This window comes from Limnohabitans sp. Rim8 (assembly GCF_943326455.1).
Classification (GTDB): domain Bacteria; phylum Pseudomonadota; class Gammaproteobacteria; order Burkholderiales; family Burkholderiaceae_C; genus Limnohabitans_A.
This window is the reverse complement of record NZ_CALPTI020000015.1, coordinates 60,349-73,990: the sequence shown is the minus strand read 5'-3', so window position 1 is coordinate 73,990 and position 13,642 is coordinate 60,349. Positions and strand designations below refer to the sequence as shown.

Below are 13,642 nucleotides of genomic sequence, written 5' to 3'. Positions count from 1 at the left end.
CTTGAAGGTGGTGGGCCAGGCGAACTTTTTGCCCAGCTCGACCAACCCGACCATGCCCTTCACCCACAACACGCTGGATGAGCATGTGGACATGCTGATGGTCTGCCACCACCTGGATCCGGCAATTGCCGAAGACCTGGCTTTTGCCGAAAGCCGCATTCGCAAAGAAACCATTGCGGCCGAAGACATCCTGCACGACCTGGGCGCCATCAGCATGATGAGCAGCGACAGCCAAGCCATGGGGCGGGTGGGCGAAGTCATCATCCGCACTTGGCAGACCGCACACAAAATGAAACAGCAGCGCGGCAGCCTGCCAGGCGACACCGATCGCCACGACAACGCCCGCGTCAAGCGCTACATTGCCAAATACACCATCAACCCCGCGATTGCCCACGGCATCAGCCACGATGTGGGCAGCATCGAAGTGGGCAAATGGGCCGACCTGGTGATCTGGAAACCGGCCTTTTTTGGCGTCAAGCCATCGCTGGTGATCAAGGGTGGTTTCATTGCGCTGGCAGCCATGGGTGACCCCAATGCCTCCATCCCCACACCCCAGCCGGTGCACTACCGCCCCATGTTTGGCAGCTTTGGCGGCGCGCTCACGCGCAATGCCCTGACCTTTGTGTCGCAGGCAGGTTGGCAAGCCGGCATTGACCAGCGTTTCGGCCTGAGAAAACCGTTGTCTGTGGCGCACAACATTCGGGGCATTCGCAAGCAAGACATGGTCCACAATGCCTACTTGCCCCACATGGAGGTGGACCCCCAAACCTATGCGGTGCGTGCCGACGGGCAGCTGCTGGTGTGCGAGCCCGCCACCAGCCTGCCCATGACCCAACGCTACTTTTTGTTCTAAAGGCCCATGTCCGCTCTGCTCATTTGCTCCAAACTCATGCCGCAAGGCCGCGGTCTGGCCCGTGTGCTGATCCAACGCGCCAGCAGCATCACCCTTGACTGGGACACCCGCCAAAAAAGCCGCTTTGACGCCACCGACAGCCAAGGCCGCACTTTGGGTGTGTTCTTGCCCCGTGGCGCCGTGGTGCGCGGCGGCGATGTGTTGGTGGCCGAAGACGGCTCGCTGGTGCGGGTGGCAGCCGCGTCGCAGGCCGTGCTGCGCATCACCGCTTGCGCTGAGCACGGCTCGCCCTTTGACCTGACGCGTTCTGCTTACCACCTGGGCAACCGCCATGTGCCGATTGAGCTGCAACCCGACCACCTCAAGATCGAGCCCGACCATGTGCTGGCCGACATGCTGCGCGCCATGCACATGACGGTGATCGAGGTGTCTGAATCCTTCGAGCCCGAAAACGGGGCTTATGGCGACCATGGCGCTGCTGCACATGGGCATGGACACAGTCACGAACATGGACACAGCCACGAACAAGCAGCACCGGCAGCAACACCGCCAGGCAAGCGCATCGCCATCCCAGTCCGTGCAGCCCCTGCTGAACCGCATGTGCACGGCCCCGGCTGCGGTCATGAGCACTGAAACAGCGCCCTCGGCCCTGCTGCAACTGATTTGGCTCGCCTCGCCTACGCTGCCCATTGGCGGCTTCTCGTATTCCGAAGGGTTGGAAGCGGCCATTGAGCAAGGCCTGGTGCACCACGAAGCCAGCGCTACCGACTGGGTAGTCGACCAGCTGCACCTGACGCAATCGCGGGGCGACATGGCCGTCATGGCGCAAGCCATACCCGCTTGGCAAGTCATGGACACACATCGCCTGCAAGCGCTCAACGACTGGGTCATGGCCACCCGAGAAACCGCCGAAATGCGCTTGCAAGCCGAGCAAATGGGCCGGTCCTTGCTCGACTGGCTGCGCAACCTGCAGCAAGCCAGCGACGCACAACTGCAATGCTGCGCCCAACTGCCACCCACCTACCCGCTGACCATGGCGCTGGCCTTGTCTCTGGCGCAAGCCCCGCTGGACCAGGCTCTGCAAGCGGGCGCCTTTGGCTGGGCCGAAAACATGACCCAAGCCGCGCTCAAGGCAGTGCCTCTGGGCCAAAGCGCTGGGCAGCGCATGCTGGCACGGCTGGCCCACGAAATTCCGCAGGCGGTGCAAACCGCCTTGCACTTGAGAGACGAAGACCGCCAAGCCTTCAATCCCATGCTGGCCATCTTGTCAGCACGTCACGAAACCCAATACTCCCGGATCTTCCGATCATGAATTCAGCACTGCACCACATCCCAAATCGTACCCACAAGTTGCCGCCTCTTCGCGTGGGCATTGGCGGGCCTGTGGGCTCTGGCAAAACCACCTTGCTCGAGATGCTGTGCAAAAACATGCGCGAGCGCTGGGACCTGATCGCCATCACCAATGACATCTACACCAAGGAAGACCAGCGCTTGCTCACGGTGAGCGGCGCGCTGCCCGCCGAGCGCATCATGGGCGTGGAAACCGGTGGCTGCCCGCACACGGCCATCCGCGAGGATGCGTCCATCAACCTCGAAGCAATTGACCGCATGCTCGAAAAATTTCCGAACGCCGATGTGGTCTTCATCGAAAGCGGCGGCGATAACCTGGCCGCCACCTTCAGCCCCGAACTCTCCGACCTCACGATTTATGTGATCGACGTGGCTGCAGGCGAGAAGATCCCACGCAAGGGCGGCCCCGGCATCACCAAAAGCGATTTGTTCGTGATCAACAAGACCGACTTGGCCCCGCATGTGGGCGCTGATCTGGAAGTGATGCGCACTGACACCGACCGCATGCGCCCTAACCGCGAGACCCGTCCATGGGTCATGACCAACCTGAAAACGCTGGATGGCTTGGCCGAGGTGGTGGCCTTCATTGAAAAACGGGGCATGCTGGGCAGCGCCTGAATGGCTTTTGACACGTCACGCCCTTGCCCCCCGAATCCAGGGGTTTAAATCGCTACAATTACTTCCCAAGGAAGCGTGGCAGAGTGGTCGATTGCACCGGTCTTGAAAACCGGCGACTCGAAAGGGTCCGTGAGTTCGAATCTCACCGCTTCCGCCAGTCACCCCATCCAATCAAGCGCTCAGGCGCTTTTTTGTTGTCTGGACAAAAGCCCCGCGCACTTGGGGCCTGCATGCAAAAAAGCCGCAGATCCCAAGTGGGGCCTGCAGCCAGTGGCGCCAAGGTCAAGACCAGGCCTGGGCGCTCACACGCGAGTCAACCGCGCTTGATGGTGCTGTCCATGAAGTTGCCAAAAGGTGACTCACAGAACTGTGACCAGAAAAGTTGCTCCATGAAAGTCTCCTGGTTGTGGTTGAAAGAAAAGACAACGGGGGAACCGGGTTGGCTTAAGACGGCGTCGATGGCTTGGGTAGGGTGGGTGGGGCGACCAAATCCGCGGCATCGCCCCAGCGTGCCAGGCCTGAGAGCTTCATCGACAGACGCAACTCATCCATCAGAATTTGCAAGGCATGTCTTGCTCCTGCCTCGCCGCCTGCGGCGGCGCCATAAAGCACGGCACGGCCCACCGCAACGGCTTGCGCGCCCAAGGTGTGGGCCTTGAGGATGTCCACCCCACGGCGCACGCCAGAGTCGAGCAGCAAAGGCATCTTGCCCGCCAATCGGCGGGCAATGGCGGGCAAGGCATCCAAGGTCGCGGCTGCCCCATCCAACTGACGCCCGCCGTGGTTGGAGATCCACAGGGTGTCCACGCCCATTTGAGCCAAGCGCCAGGCGTCGTCGGGATGGGCTACGCCTTTGACCATGAGTTGACCTTTCCAGCGATCGCGCAACCGGGCCAGATCGTCCCAGTCATAGGCCGGGTCCAGACTTTGGCCGACCTTGGCCGCAATGGTCAGGTCGGCCGATTGCTGACCCATGTAGCCTTTGACGTTTTCATACTGGGGCGAACCGCCCCGAATCATTTGCCAAGCCCAAGCCGGGTGAGCCAGGCCACTGAGCACTTGTCGCATGTTCAGGCGCAAGGGCACCGTGATGCCGTTGCGCAAATCACGCTCTCGCTTGCCGCCCGCTTGCAGGTCGAGCGTGACCACCAGCGTGCCATAGCCTGCGGCTTGTGCGCGCTGGACCAGCTGGTCATTGAAGGCGTGGTCTTTCAAGACGTAGAGCTGGAACCACAAATCGCCCTGCACGGCGTCGGCCATGGCCTCGATGCTGGTGGTGGCCATGGTCGACAAGGTGTAAGGCAGCCCCAAAGAGGCGGCTGCTTTGGCAATCGCGATGTCGGCCTGGGGCCAAGCCAACACGCACGAGCCCATAGGTGCAATGACGATAGGCGCTTGAGCGGTTCGTCCAGGCCAAGGCGTTTGCATGTCGGGTTGGCTGACATCGTTGAGCACCCGAGGGCACAATAGGGTGCGCTCAAAAGCAGCGCGGTTTTCGCGCAAAGTGACCTCGTCCTCGGCCCCGCCGTCGATGAACTCGAACACCGCTTTGGGCAAACGTTTTTGGGCCATGCGCCGCAAATCCGCGATGTTGATGGCCCTCTCTAAGCCAACGTTCAAGCCAGCGTTCACAAACGGTTTGGGTGGACTCATGGCGTCAGCACCTGGGTCGCTTGCAAGCATTGGATTTTTTTCGCCATCTTTATAAAAAGTTGAGTTTTCATATTAGCCACGGCGAGCAAAATCCGTCAATCACGTCAGCAGCTTCACAGGGTAAGTCCGTATCAAAACCACCCAACAAGGTGTAGCACAGCTGAACTTCTGCCGGGTGGCGCACTGCCCTCCGCTTTCAGGCCTGGCCCACCAGCATCGCCTCCACCAACTCCTGCACGGCCAACGCCTCTTCGGCTGTGGCCAGTTTGTGCGACTGACCCCGCAGCCACAGGTCCACCTCGGTCAATTGGCGCTGCAAGGCGCTTTTGCGCGGGTCTTCGGTGGTCCAGTCCAGGGCCTCCACCCAGGGGCCGCCATCGGAGCGCCACAGTTGGAAAAATTCGCGAAACTGGTGGTTCATGCGAGTGCCACGCACGGTGACTTCTTGGCGGTCGGGCTGTTGGCCCCCAGTGGTCGCCATCACGGTCACCGGTTTGCCGTGCGCCGTGGTCAAGCGGGCCAACATGTCGAGCTCGCACAAGGCGGGGTCTTGCGGGTAGCGGGGGCTGGCTTGCTGCAAAGTCAAAGGCCCCAAAAAACGGCCCGCCAAAAACAGGAAATGCGAGATCACCTCACGGGTGTAGCCGCCTTCATGCCGAAAGCGCAGCCAATCGGCGTCTTTTTGCCAAGCGCGGGGCCATGCGGGGTAGTTCACCACAATGTCGATGCCTAAAATTTCACCCGTTTCACCCGCAGCCATGGCGCGTTGCAGCTCCTGAAATCCGCGCGAAGCGGCTTGGGTGAAGTTGACCACCCCGGGCAAGCGCCCTTGGCGCAGCTGCGCTACCAAGTCGCGGCTTTGCAGCAAATCCGTGCCCAAGGGTTTTTCCATGAAAACCCCTTGACCCGCTGCCGCTGCCTGCAAGGCGTAGCTTTTTCGGGGCCCCGGCGGGCAGGCCAAATAGACGACATCCGCACCCAACATGGCGGTCTCGGCGCTGGACTGGATGGCGACGTGGGGCACGGCCTCGCGTGTCTTGGCCACAGACTCGGCAGACGGGTCCCAAACCCCAGAAACCTCAAAAGCGGGGTGTTCCAACACGTTTTCCAGCATGCGCCGCCCCATGATGCCCAAACCAATCACCGCCAATCGATGTCTCATGTGTTCCTCCATGGGTGTCTAGCTTAACCATTCGCACAAACCCCAGTTGTTATTTATTTATTAAAATTGATAAACTCAACAGCATGGAAAATACCAACCATCCCAATAGCCCCATGGTCTCCGCCTACCTGCGGTTTCTTCAGCTGGCCAAAGTCATTCAAGCACTGCCCGATGGGCAAGACATGGATGCCAACGAAAAAGCATTGTTACAAGCGGTTGTCTTGCATTGGTACGAAGACCAGCCTATGACCGTGCGCGAAGCCATTGGCTTGACCGAACTGGGCTCGCCTGCCACGCTGCACAAACGGATCACCCGCCTGCGCGAAAAGGACATGCTGAGCAACCTGAACATGGAAGGCGATCGCCGCGCCAAGTTTTTGATCCCCACCCAACGCACACTGGATTACTTCCAAAGTTTGGGTCAATCCATGCAGCAGGCCCATCAAAAAACGGTGGCATGACCCGCAGCATTCGATATTGGGTCGAGCAAACGGCGCTGGCTTTGAGCAGCGCCGTCTTGTTTGTGCTGTTTTTTAAACTCAACGGTTGGGTTTTTGCGAATCTCGCCTACAGCGAAGGCATCAGTTGGGTCTTTTTACCTGAGGGCTTTCGGGTGATTTTGGTCCTGGTTTTGGGTTTGCCCGGCGCTGTCGGTCTGGTGCTGGGCACTTGGTTCGTCGACAGCGCGCTTTTTTCGGCTGACACGTGGTTGTTGCCATTTTTAAATGGCGTCGTGTCCGGCTTGACCCCTTGGGTGGTGATGAAGTACTTGCAGCACAAAGGGTGGTTGGCGCACCACATCCTGACCATGACTGCCCAACGTTTGCTGCAAATGACCTTGATTTTCTCTGCGGCCAGCGCCATCAGTCACCAGGTGCTCTGGTCCTTGTTCGATAAGCCAAATGTCAACAGCATGGTCGATGTTTGGCCCATGTTCATAGGCAACGCCTTGGGGGCCTTGCTGATGCTCTACGGTTTCAAATTTACCTTGGACAGGATCAGCTCGAAAAGGTCTACCCTGACCGACTGAGCTTTGGACGCTCAAACGCTGCCGGATAAAAACAGCGCTTGCAGATCGCTCAAAAAGTCAAAGCCCCGGTCTGTTGGCCAGACCCGGTGCAGGTCACGCGCAATCAAGCCTTTTTTCTCGGCCTCTGCCAGACCTTTTTGGATGCTGGTCATGGCCAAGCCCGTGCGGTCCACAAAGTCGGCCAAATCAAACCCTTCACGCAATCGCAGCGCATTGAGCATGAATTCAAATGGCAAGTCTTGGCGCGACACCTCGGTGCTTTGTGTGACCGGCTCGCCCTTTGCAGCCTGTTGCATGTAAAGCGCGGGTTCACGGTAACGCACTTGCCGCAGCACGCGGTGCGCAAAGCTGAGCTTGCTGTGGGCACCGGCCCCAACGCCCAAATAGTCGCCAAACTGCCAGTAGTTCAGGTTGTGGGCGCAGGGGTGTCCCGGCTTGGCATAGGCCGACACTTCGTAGCGGTTCAGCCCCGCCAACCCGGTCAACTCGGTGATGCGGTCCATCATCTCGTAGGCCAAATCGTCTTCGGGCAAAGTGGGCGGGAACTTGGCGAATACCGTGTTCGGCTCGATCGTCAGGTGGTAAATCGAGATGTGCGGCGGCGCAAAATCCAAAGCGGTCTGGATGTCTTGCGTCAGACCGTCGAGCGTCTGGCCCGGCAAGGCGTACATCAGGTCGAGGTTGAAGGTGTCGAACACCTGGGCGGCTTCGGCCACGGCAGCCAGCGCCTGATCACGGTCATGCACCCGGCCCAGCGCCTTCAGGTGTTCATTGTCAAAACTCTGCACCCCGATCGACAAGCGGGTGATGCCCGCTTGGTGGAAGGCCGTGAAACGGTCTTTTTCGAATGTGCCGGGATTGGCTTCCATGGTGATCTCGGCGTCAGGGGCCAAGCGCACGCGGGCGCGGATGCCAGAGACCAAACGGTCAATCGCTTCGGGGGAGAACAAACTGGGTGTGCCACCGCCCAAAAACACAGTCTGGATGCTGCGCCCCCAGATCAAGGGCAGACTGGCTTCGAGGTCGGCGAACAGCGCGTTGATGTAGGCGTCTTGCATCGACACCGGGTCAGCGCCCTCTCGGAATTCATGCGAGTTGAAATCGCAATACGGGCACTTCTTGATGCACCACGGCAGGTGCACATACAGCGACAGCGGCGGCAAAGCGTTCAGTTGCAGCACGCCTGGTCGCATGGCGTGCACCGGGTCCATCATGTCGCTCATGGTTGGCTCACGCGGCAAAACCAGCCAGCCAGCGCTCACGCATCAGCGCCAGCATGGCTTGTGCGGCGCGGCCCCGGTGGCTGTGGGCGTTTTTGACTTCAGGGGGCAGCTCTGCAAAGGTCTTGCCAAATTCGGGCAGCCACATCACAGGGTCAAAGCCAAAGCCGTTGCTGCCCCGGCGCTCGGGCGTGATCTGCACCACCACCCGGCCCACCGCGATCAGCGGCTCCGGGTCGTCGGCGCTGCGCAGCGCCACCAAGGTGCTGACCATGGCGGCGCGACGCTGCTCCGCACCTTGGATACCCTGCATTTGTTCCAACAAAGCAGTCACGTTGGTGTCGTCCCCTTTGGGGTAGCCAAAGCGGGTGGCGTAATACGCTGTATCCACACCGGGTTGACCGCCAAAGGCGTCCACGCACAAACCCGCGTCATCGGCCAAAGCGGGCATGCCACTCAAGAGCGCCGCGTGCCGAGCTTTGGCCAATGCGTTTTCAACAAAGGTCTTGAACGGCTCTGCCGCCTCGGGGATGTTCAGCTCAGACTGGCGCACCAGCGTCATGCCCAGAGTCGCAAACAGGGTTTGCAACTCGGCCAGTTTGCCCGCGTTGTTGGAGGCCAGAACGATTTTCATGGTGGGGGCGGGTTCAGGCGCTGAAAGTCAGGGTTTGGGGCGCGTCGTGCGCCTGCTTTTGCAGCTGTACCAGCTGAGCAATGCCTTTTTCGGCCAGGGCCAGCATGCGGTCCATTTCAACGCGGGTAAAGGCCACGCCTTCGGCTGTGCCCTGCACTTCCACAAAGTTGCCTGCACCGGTCATGACCACGTTCATGTCGGTGTCACATGCCGAGTCTTCTGGGTAATCCAAGTCCAGCAAGGCGTTGCCACTTTTCAAACCCACCGAGATGGCTGCCACGCGGTCCAGAATGGGGGATTCGGTCAGTTTGCCGGTCTTCATCAACCAGTTCACGGCGTCTTGGGCCGCCACAAAAGCGCCCGTGATGCTGGCGGTGCGGGTGCCGCCATCGGCTTGCAAAACGTCGCAGTCAAGGTGAATGGTGCGCTCGCCCAATTTCTTCAAATCAAACACCGCGCGCAATGATCGGCCAATCAGCCGCTGAATCTCTTGTGTGCGGCCGCTTTGCTTGCCGCGTGCGGCCTCGCGGTCGCCCCGTGTGTGGGTGGCACGTGGCAGCATGCCGTATTCGGCCGTGACCCAGCCCTCGCCACTGCCTTTTTTGTGGCCTGGCACTTTTTCTTCGACCGAGGCGGTGCACAGCACACGGGTCTGGCCAAACTCGATCAACACCGAGCCTTCGGCATGCACGGTGTAACCGCGGGTGATGCGCACGGGGCGCAGGGCGTCGGCGGGGCGACCGGTTCGGATGTAGGTGCTGGTGGTGTTCATGGTGGCGCTGAAGTGGTTGGCCCTTGGGTCCTGGCTGTGCGCCCGGCAATGAGCGGGCGGAGCGGACACAAGAGTTTGAGATAATGCCTCGTTTCATGCTCAGCCAAACTGGGCATCAGCAGCGTGTCATGACCATGGGGCCAAGCGCTGTCACAAGGGACTTGATCGATGCCAGTTTACAGTATGACCGGATACGCCAGCGTGCAACACAGCCCGCTGGCCGCAGACGGCGACGCCTCTGCCAACGCGGCCCACACAGCCCGATTGGGGCTTGAAATCCGCTCGGTCAACAGCCGCTTCCTCGACCTGAGTTTTCGCCTGCCCGAAGAGCTGCGCCAGCTCGAACCCGGCCTGCGCGAGCTGATCACCCGCCAGATCAAACGCGGCAAAGTCGAAGTGCGCGCCAGCCAGGACGCAGGCGACGGCGCTGCCCTGCAAGCGCCTAACCACCAAGCCCTGCAAAAAATCGCGGCCCTGCAAGAAAAAATTCAAGATTGGTTGCCCAGTGCCCGGTCCTTGAGCGTGGCCGACGTGCTGCGCATGAGCACTGGCAGCTCGGGCCAAGCAACCCTCGACGAAGCCGCCTGGATGCAATTGGCCACCCAAGCGGTGGACGCGCTGCGCGAAGCCCGCGCCCGTGAAGGCGCCCGCTTGACCGAGATGCTGCAAGGCCACATTGAGCAGCTGCGCGGCCTGGCCGAACAGGCCGTACCGCTGGTGCCGCAATTGGTCGAGCAGCAGCGCCAGCGCTTTTTGGAGCGCTGGAAAGACGCCATGGCTCTGGCCGACGGCAGCCACTTGCCCGAAGCCGCCCAAGACCGGGCACTGACCGAAGCCACAGCTTTTGCCATCCGCATCGACGTGGCCGAAGAACTCACCCGCCTGCGCTCGCACCTGGACGAACTCTCCCGCCTGCTCAACAAGGGCGGCGACATTGGCAAACGCCTGGACTTCTTGATCCAGGAGTTGCACCGCGAAGCCAACACCCTGGGCTCCAAATCGGCGGTCTTGGAGATGACGCGCATCTCGGTGGACATGAAGGTGCTGATTGAACAAATGCGCGAACAAGTCCAGAACATCGAATAAAGAGCCCCAGCATGGATTACCCAGGAAACCTTTTTGTCGTGGCCGCTCCCAGCGGAGCCGGAAAATCCAGCTTGGTCAAAGCCTTGATGGAGCTGGACTCACGCGTTCAACCCACCGTCTCGCACACCACCCGTGCCCCCCGGGGCCAGGAAAAGCATGGCCGCGAATACTTCTTTGTCTCGACGCAAGAATTCGACGCCATGGTGGCGGCCGATGCTTTTGTCGAATGGGCCCATGTGCACGGTCAGCGCTACGGCACCTCCAAAAAGATGATCGAAGACCGCATGGCCCAAGGGGCCGATGTGATTCTGGAGATCGACTACCAAGGCGCGCTACAGATCAAAAAGATGTACGCCAATGCGGTGCTCATTTTCATATTGCCCCCCAGCTGGGAAGAGCTGAGGTCCCGCTTGGAACGCCGCGGTGAGGATGCCCCGGAAATCATAGAACTGCGCTTACAAAACGCCGCTGTCGAGATGGCACAGGCCCCAGAATTTGACTTCGTTATAATCAATGAAGTATTTGACCGAGCCTTGTTTGACCTGAAAGCGGTTGTCCACGCCCAGCGTCTCAAGTACCACGTTCAGCGCCGGGCACGGCCTGAAACCTTTCAAGCTCTCAAAATGGCTTGAACCCAGCACAAAAATTCTCAAGGAAAACATCATGGCCCGCATCACCGTTGAAGACTGCCTGGAACAAATCCCTAACCGCTTTCAGTTGGTTTTGGCCGCCACTTACCGCGCACGCATGCTGAGCCAAGGCCATACTGCCCGCATTGAGAGTAAAAACAAGCCTGGCGTGACCGCATTGCGCGAAATCGCAGCTGGCAAAGTCGGCATCGAGATGCTCAAGCGCGTATCCTGAAATAAGCCCTAAGGCCAAGACCGGTTGACACCGGTTTTGACCACTCAAAAAATTGCCCCGTCTTGGGGCTTTTTTTTGGCCTTTTATCGAGCCCCTTCTGGCTTACGTTACATTGATGCCATGAGTGCCGTGATGCCCAAAACCCCCAAAGCCAGTCCCAGCCGCGTCAAGCTGCCGGACCCGGCCGCTGCGAATGCCGCAGCCGCCAGCTTTGCTGTGCTGGAAGCGCAACTGGGCTACCTGAACGAAACCGAGACAGACATGGTGCGGCGAGCCTACAAGTTTGCCGACGAAGCCCACCTGGGGCAGATGCGCAAAAGCGGTGAACCCTACATCACTCACCCCATCGCGGTCGCCGGTTTGTGCACCGAATGGAAGCTGGACGCGCAAGCGCTGGCTGCAGCTTTGCTGCACGATGCCATGGAAGATTGCGGTATCACCAAGATTGAGCTGATCGAGCGTTTTGGTTCTCCAGTGGCCGAATTGGTCGATGGCCTGACAAAGCTGGAGAAGCTGGAGTTCAATACCCGGGAAGAAAACCAGGCTGAGTCATTTCGCAAAATGCTGCTGGCCATGGCGCGCGACGTGCGGGTCATCCTGATCAAACTGGCCGACCGAACCCACAACATGCGCACCATGTCCGACATGCCGCGCAACAAATGGGGCCGCATCGCCGCTGAGACGCTAGAAATCTACGCACCCATCGCCCACCGTCTGGGCCTGAACCAGATTTACCGGGAACTGCAGGACTTGTCGTTCAAGCACTTGCTGCCTTGGCGCTACGCGGTGCTGTCCAAGGCAGTTTCGCGTGCGCGCAACCGCCGCCGCGATTTGATCCAAAAAGTTCAAGCCGATGTCGAAACTGTTTTCGCCCAATCCAAGATGGAGGTGCGCATCAGTGGCCGCGAAAAAACGCTCTACTCCATTTACAAAAAAATGGATGAGAAGCACCTGAGCTTTGCGCAGGTGACAGACATCTACGGCTTTCGGGTCATTGTCCCCACGGTCATCGACTGCTACACCGCGCTAGGCTGCTTGCACCAAATCTACAAGCCCGTACCGGGCAAGTTCAAAGACCACATCGCCATTGCCAAAGTCAACGGCTACCAGTCGCTGCACACCACACTGGTGGGGCCTTCGGGTGTGAACGTGGAGTTTCAAATGCGCACCGAGGCCATGCACTTGGTGGCCGAATCGGGTGTGGCGGCGCACTGGTTGTACAAAGAGCACGAGTCGGCCAGCGCCCAATCAGAACGCTTGGGGACGCAGTGGCTGCAATCGCTGCTCGACATTCAAAAAGAAACCCGCGATGCGGCCGAGTTTTGGGACCATGTCAAAGTCGATCTGTTCCCCGATGCGGTCTATGTCTTCACGCCCAAAAGCCAGATCATGGCTTTGCCCCGCGGGGCCACGGTGGTCGATTTTGCATATGCCATCCACAGCCGGGTGGGCGACCGCGCCATGGCGGCCCGCATCAATGGCGACCAAGTCCCCCTGCGCACCGAACTCAAAAACGGCGATGTGGTCGAGGTCATCACTGCTCCTGTTTCAGCGCCCAATCCCGCTTGGTTGGGTTTTGTGCGCACCGGACGCGCTCGCTCCAAAATTCGCCATCACCTCAAGACCATGGCCCAAACCGAGTCGGTGGGCTTGGGCGAAAAACTCTTATCGCAAGCCCTGCGTGCAGAAGGCATCAACCAGCTGCCTGCGCCCGACGAAGCACACCACGCCCTTTGGGAAAAACTGCTGCGCTTCACGGGCAACCGCAATCGCCAGGACCTGTTGATGGACATTGGCTTGGGCAAACGCATTGCCACCATCGTGGCCAAACGCCTGACCGCCTTGTTGTCTGAAATGGGCCAAAAACCCGATCCACTCTTGATGACGCGAGAGCGCTTCACGGCGCACGAGTCCATTTCTCAAGGCGCGATCATTTTGGACGGCAGCGAGAACGCCTCTGTGGTGTTTTCAAGGTGCTGTCGCCCTTTGCCGGGCGACGACATCGTGGGTTATTTGGGGCGTGGCGAAGGCTTGGCCGTGCACACCAGAGATTGCGCCACCGCCCGCAAGCTCGAACACAAAGACAGCGAACGTTTCATTGGCGTCGAATGGTCAGATGAACTGAGCCGAAGCTTTGAAACTGCACTCACCGTCACCGTGGTCAACGGCCAAGGGGTGCTGGCGCGGGTTGCTGGCGCCATGGCCAGCGCCGAGACGGACATCGTCCACGTCGACATGGGGCAAGAATCACCACAGGACACGGCCGAACTGAAGTTTGTGATTACCGTGCGCGACACCGTCCACCTCGAACAGGTATTGCGGCACCTCAAACGCACCCCCTCTGTCATCAAGGCTGAACGGCTAACCCACAAAGGCAACTCCAGCCATTGAACGCCGTGG

Annotated in this window: 15 protein-coding genes and 1 tRNA gene; 11 read left to right on the top strand and 5 right to left on the bottom strand. The window is 59.7% G+C overall.

Features of this window, described 5'->3' with window-relative positions; translation table 11 throughout:
- From Q1M54_RS11260 to Q1M54_RS11240, 5 genes are all read left to right on the top strand, one after another.
- Window positions 1–853 (top strand): urease subunit alpha (locus tag Q1M54_RS11260; RefSeq protein ID WP_300557250.1); only part of this gene is annotated, 853 nt, incomplete at its 5' end.
- Window positions 854–868: 15 nt separating this feature from the next.
- Window positions 869–1,486: an urease accessory protein UreE gene (gene ureE / locus Q1M54_RS11255; RefSeq protein ID WP_300557254.1), complete on the top strand. Its 618-nt coding sequence runs from the start codon at window positions 869–871 to the stop codon at window positions 1,484–1,486.
- Window positions 1,476–2,165 (top strand): urease accessory UreF family protein, encoded by a 690-nt coding sequence (locus tag Q1M54_RS11250; protein WP_300557249.1) that lies wholly within the window; start codon window positions 1,476–1,478, stop codon window positions 2,163–2,165. The genes ureE and Q1M54_RS11250 overlap by 11 nt, the downstream gene beginning before the upstream one ends.
- The gene (gene ureG / locus Q1M54_RS11245; RefSeq protein ID WP_300557248.1) at window positions 2,162–2,821 is read left to right on the top strand and encodes an urease accessory protein UreG; all 660 of its coding nucleotides are present in this window, start codon (window positions 2,162–2,164) and stop codon (window positions 2,819–2,821) included. The genes Q1M54_RS11250 and ureG overlap by 4 nt, the downstream gene beginning before the upstream one ends.
- Before the next feature lie 69 nt (window positions 2,822–2,890).
- Window positions 2,891–2,978: transfer RNA gene (locus Q1M54_RS11240), tRNA-Ser, on the top strand.
- 287 nt (window positions 2,979–3,265) lie between these two features.
- Here Q1M54_RS11240 and Q1M54_RS11235 read toward each other — a convergent pair.
- The gene (locus tag Q1M54_RS11235; protein ID WP_300557247.1) at window positions 3,266–4,474 is read right to left on the bottom strand and encodes an alpha-hydroxy acid oxidase; all 1,209 of its coding nucleotides are present in this window, start codon (window positions 4,472–4,474) and stop codon (window positions 3,266–3,268) included.
- Window positions 4,475–4,670: 196 nt separating this feature from the next.
- Window positions 4,671–5,636 carry a Gfo/Idh/MocA family oxidoreductase gene (locus Q1M54_RS11230; protein WP_300557246.1) on the bottom strand — a complete coding sequence of 322 codons (966 nt, stop codon included), beginning with the start codon at window positions 5,634–5,636 and terminating at the stop codon, window positions 4,671–4,673.
- Window positions 5,637–5,719: 83 nt separating this feature from the next.
- Between Q1M54_RS11230 and Q1M54_RS11225 the strand changes: the two genes are divergently transcribed.
- Together Q1M54_RS11225 and Q1M54_RS11220 are read left to right on the top strand one after the other, a co-directional pair.
- Window positions 5,720–6,097, top strand: coding sequence for a hypothetical protein (locus Q1M54_RS11225; RefSeq protein ID WP_300557245.1), 378 nt, complete (start codon window positions 5,720–5,722; stop codon window positions 6,095–6,097).
- On the top strand, window positions 6,094–6,666 hold the full coding sequence (locus Q1M54_RS11220) for a hypothetical protein (protein ID WP_300557244.1): 573 nt from the start codon (window positions 6,094–6,096) through the stop codon (window positions 6,664–6,666). Before Q1M54_RS11225 ends, Q1M54_RS11220 begins: the two co-directional genes overlap by 4 nt.
- A gap of 11 nt (window positions 6,667–6,677) precedes the next feature.
- On the opposite strand, the gene hemW is transcribed toward Q1M54_RS11220, so the two are convergent.
- Genes hemW through rph form a run of 3 tightly spaced genes read right to left on the bottom strand, consistent with a single transcriptional unit; the run spans window position 6,678 to window position 9,292 of the window.
- Entirely contained in the window at window positions 6,678–7,889 is a 1,212-nt protein-coding gene (hemW, locus tag Q1M54_RS11215) for a radical SAM family heme chaperone HemW (RefSeq protein WP_300557243.1), read from the bottom strand.
- 7 nt (window positions 7,890–7,896) lie between these two features.
- Window positions 7,897–8,520 carry a non-canonical purine NTP pyrophosphatase gene (locus Q1M54_RS11210; RefSeq protein WP_300557242.1) on the bottom strand — a complete coding sequence of 208 codons (624 nt, stop codon included), beginning with the start codon at window positions 8,518–8,520 and terminating at the stop codon, window positions 7,897–7,899.
- A 13-nt stretch (window positions 8,521–8,533) separates the two neighbouring features.
- Window positions 8,534–9,292, bottom strand: coding sequence for a ribonuclease PH (rph, locus tag Q1M54_RS11205; RefSeq protein ID WP_300557241.1), 759 nt, complete (start codon window positions 9,290–9,292; stop codon window positions 8,534–8,536).
- A 183-nt stretch (window positions 9,293–9,475) separates the two neighbouring features.
- Here rph and Q1M54_RS11200 point away from each other — a divergent pair, with 183 nt between their 5' ends.
- From Q1M54_RS11200 to Q1M54_RS11185, 4 genes are all read left to right on the top strand, one after another.
- Window positions 9,476–10,378 carry a YicC/YloC family endoribonuclease gene (locus Q1M54_RS11200; protein ID WP_300557253.1) on the top strand — a complete coding sequence of 301 codons (903 nt, stop codon included), beginning with the start codon at window positions 9,476–9,478 and terminating at the stop codon, window positions 10,376–10,378.
- A gap of 11 nt (window positions 10,379–10,389) precedes the next feature.
- Window positions 10,390–11,010, top strand: a complete 621-nt coding sequence (gene gmk / locus Q1M54_RS11195; protein WP_300557240.1) for a guanylate kinase — start codon at window positions 10,390–10,392, stop codon at window positions 11,008–11,010.
- Window positions 11,011–11,041: 31 nt separating this feature from the next.
- Window positions 11,042–11,242 carry a DNA-directed RNA polymerase subunit omega gene (gene rpoZ, locus Q1M54_RS11190; protein WP_019425866.1) on the top strand — a complete coding sequence of 67 codons (201 nt, stop codon included), beginning with the start codon at window positions 11,042–11,044 and terminating at the stop codon, window positions 11,240–11,242.
- Between the two features lie 120 nt (window positions 11,243–11,362).
- Complete coding sequence (locus Q1M54_RS11185; RefSeq protein ID WP_300557239.1) at window positions 11,363–13,633, top strand: bifunctional (p)ppGpp synthetase/guanosine-3',5'-bis(diphosphate) 3'-pyrophosphohydrolase; 2,271 nt, start codon at window positions 11,363–11,365, stop codon at window positions 13,631–13,633.
- The last annotated feature ends 9 nt before the right edge of the window (window positions 13,634–13,642 follow it).

What these genes read in the sequence shown, in the direction of transcription:
- Q1M54_RS11250 (WP_300557249.1), top strand. Translation starts at nt 1,476, where the DNA reads ATGAGCACTGAAACAGCGCCCTCGGCCCTGCTGCAACTGATTTGGCTC.
- ureG (WP_300557248.1), top strand. Translation starts at nt 2,162, where the DNA reads ATGAATTCAGCACTGCACCACATCCCAAATCGTACCCACAAGTTGCCG.
- Q1M54_RS11235 (WP_300557247.1), bottom strand. Translation starts at nt 4,474, where the DNA reads ATGAGTCCACCCAAACCGTTTGTGAACGCTGGCTTGAACGTTGGCTTA.
- Q1M54_RS11230 (WP_300557246.1), bottom strand. Translation starts at nt 5,636, where the DNA reads ATGAGACATCGATTGGCGGTGATTGGTTTGGGCATCATGGGGCGGCGC.
- Q1M54_RS11225 (WP_300557245.1), top strand. Translation starts at nt 5,720, where the DNA reads ATGGAAAATACCAACCATCCCAATAGCCCCATGGTCTCCGCCTACCTG.
- Q1M54_RS11220 (WP_300557244.1), top strand. Translation starts at nt 6,094, where the DNA reads ATGACCCGCAGCATTCGATATTGGGTCGAGCAAACGGCGCTGGCTTTG.
- hemW (WP_300557243.1), bottom strand. Translation starts at nt 7,889, where the DNA reads ATGAGCGACATGATGGACCCGGTGCACGCCATGCGACCAGGCGTGCTG.
- Q1M54_RS11210 (WP_300557242.1), bottom strand. Translation starts at nt 8,520, where the DNA reads ATGAAAATCGTTCTGGCCTCCAACAACGCGGGCAAACTGGCCGAGTTG.
- rph (WP_300557241.1), bottom strand. Translation starts at nt 9,292, where the DNA reads ATGAACACCACCAGCACCTACATCCGAACCGGTCGCCCCGCCGACGCC.
- Q1M54_RS11200 (WP_300557253.1), top strand. Translation starts at nt 9,476, where the DNA reads ATGACCGGATACGCCAGCGTGCAACACAGCCCGCTGGCCGCAGACGGC.
- gmk (WP_300557240.1), top strand. Translation starts at nt 10,390, where the DNA reads ATGGATTACCCAGGAAACCTTTTTGTCGTGGCCGCTCCCAGCGGAGCC.
- rpoZ (WP_019425866.1), top strand. Translation starts at nt 11,042, where the DNA reads ATGGCCCGCATCACCGTTGAAGACTGCCTGGAACAAATCCCTAACCGC.
- Q1M54_RS11185 (WP_300557239.1), top strand. Translation starts at nt 11,363, where the DNA reads ATGAGTGCCGTGATGCCCAAAACCCCCAAAGCCAGTCCCAGCCGCGTC.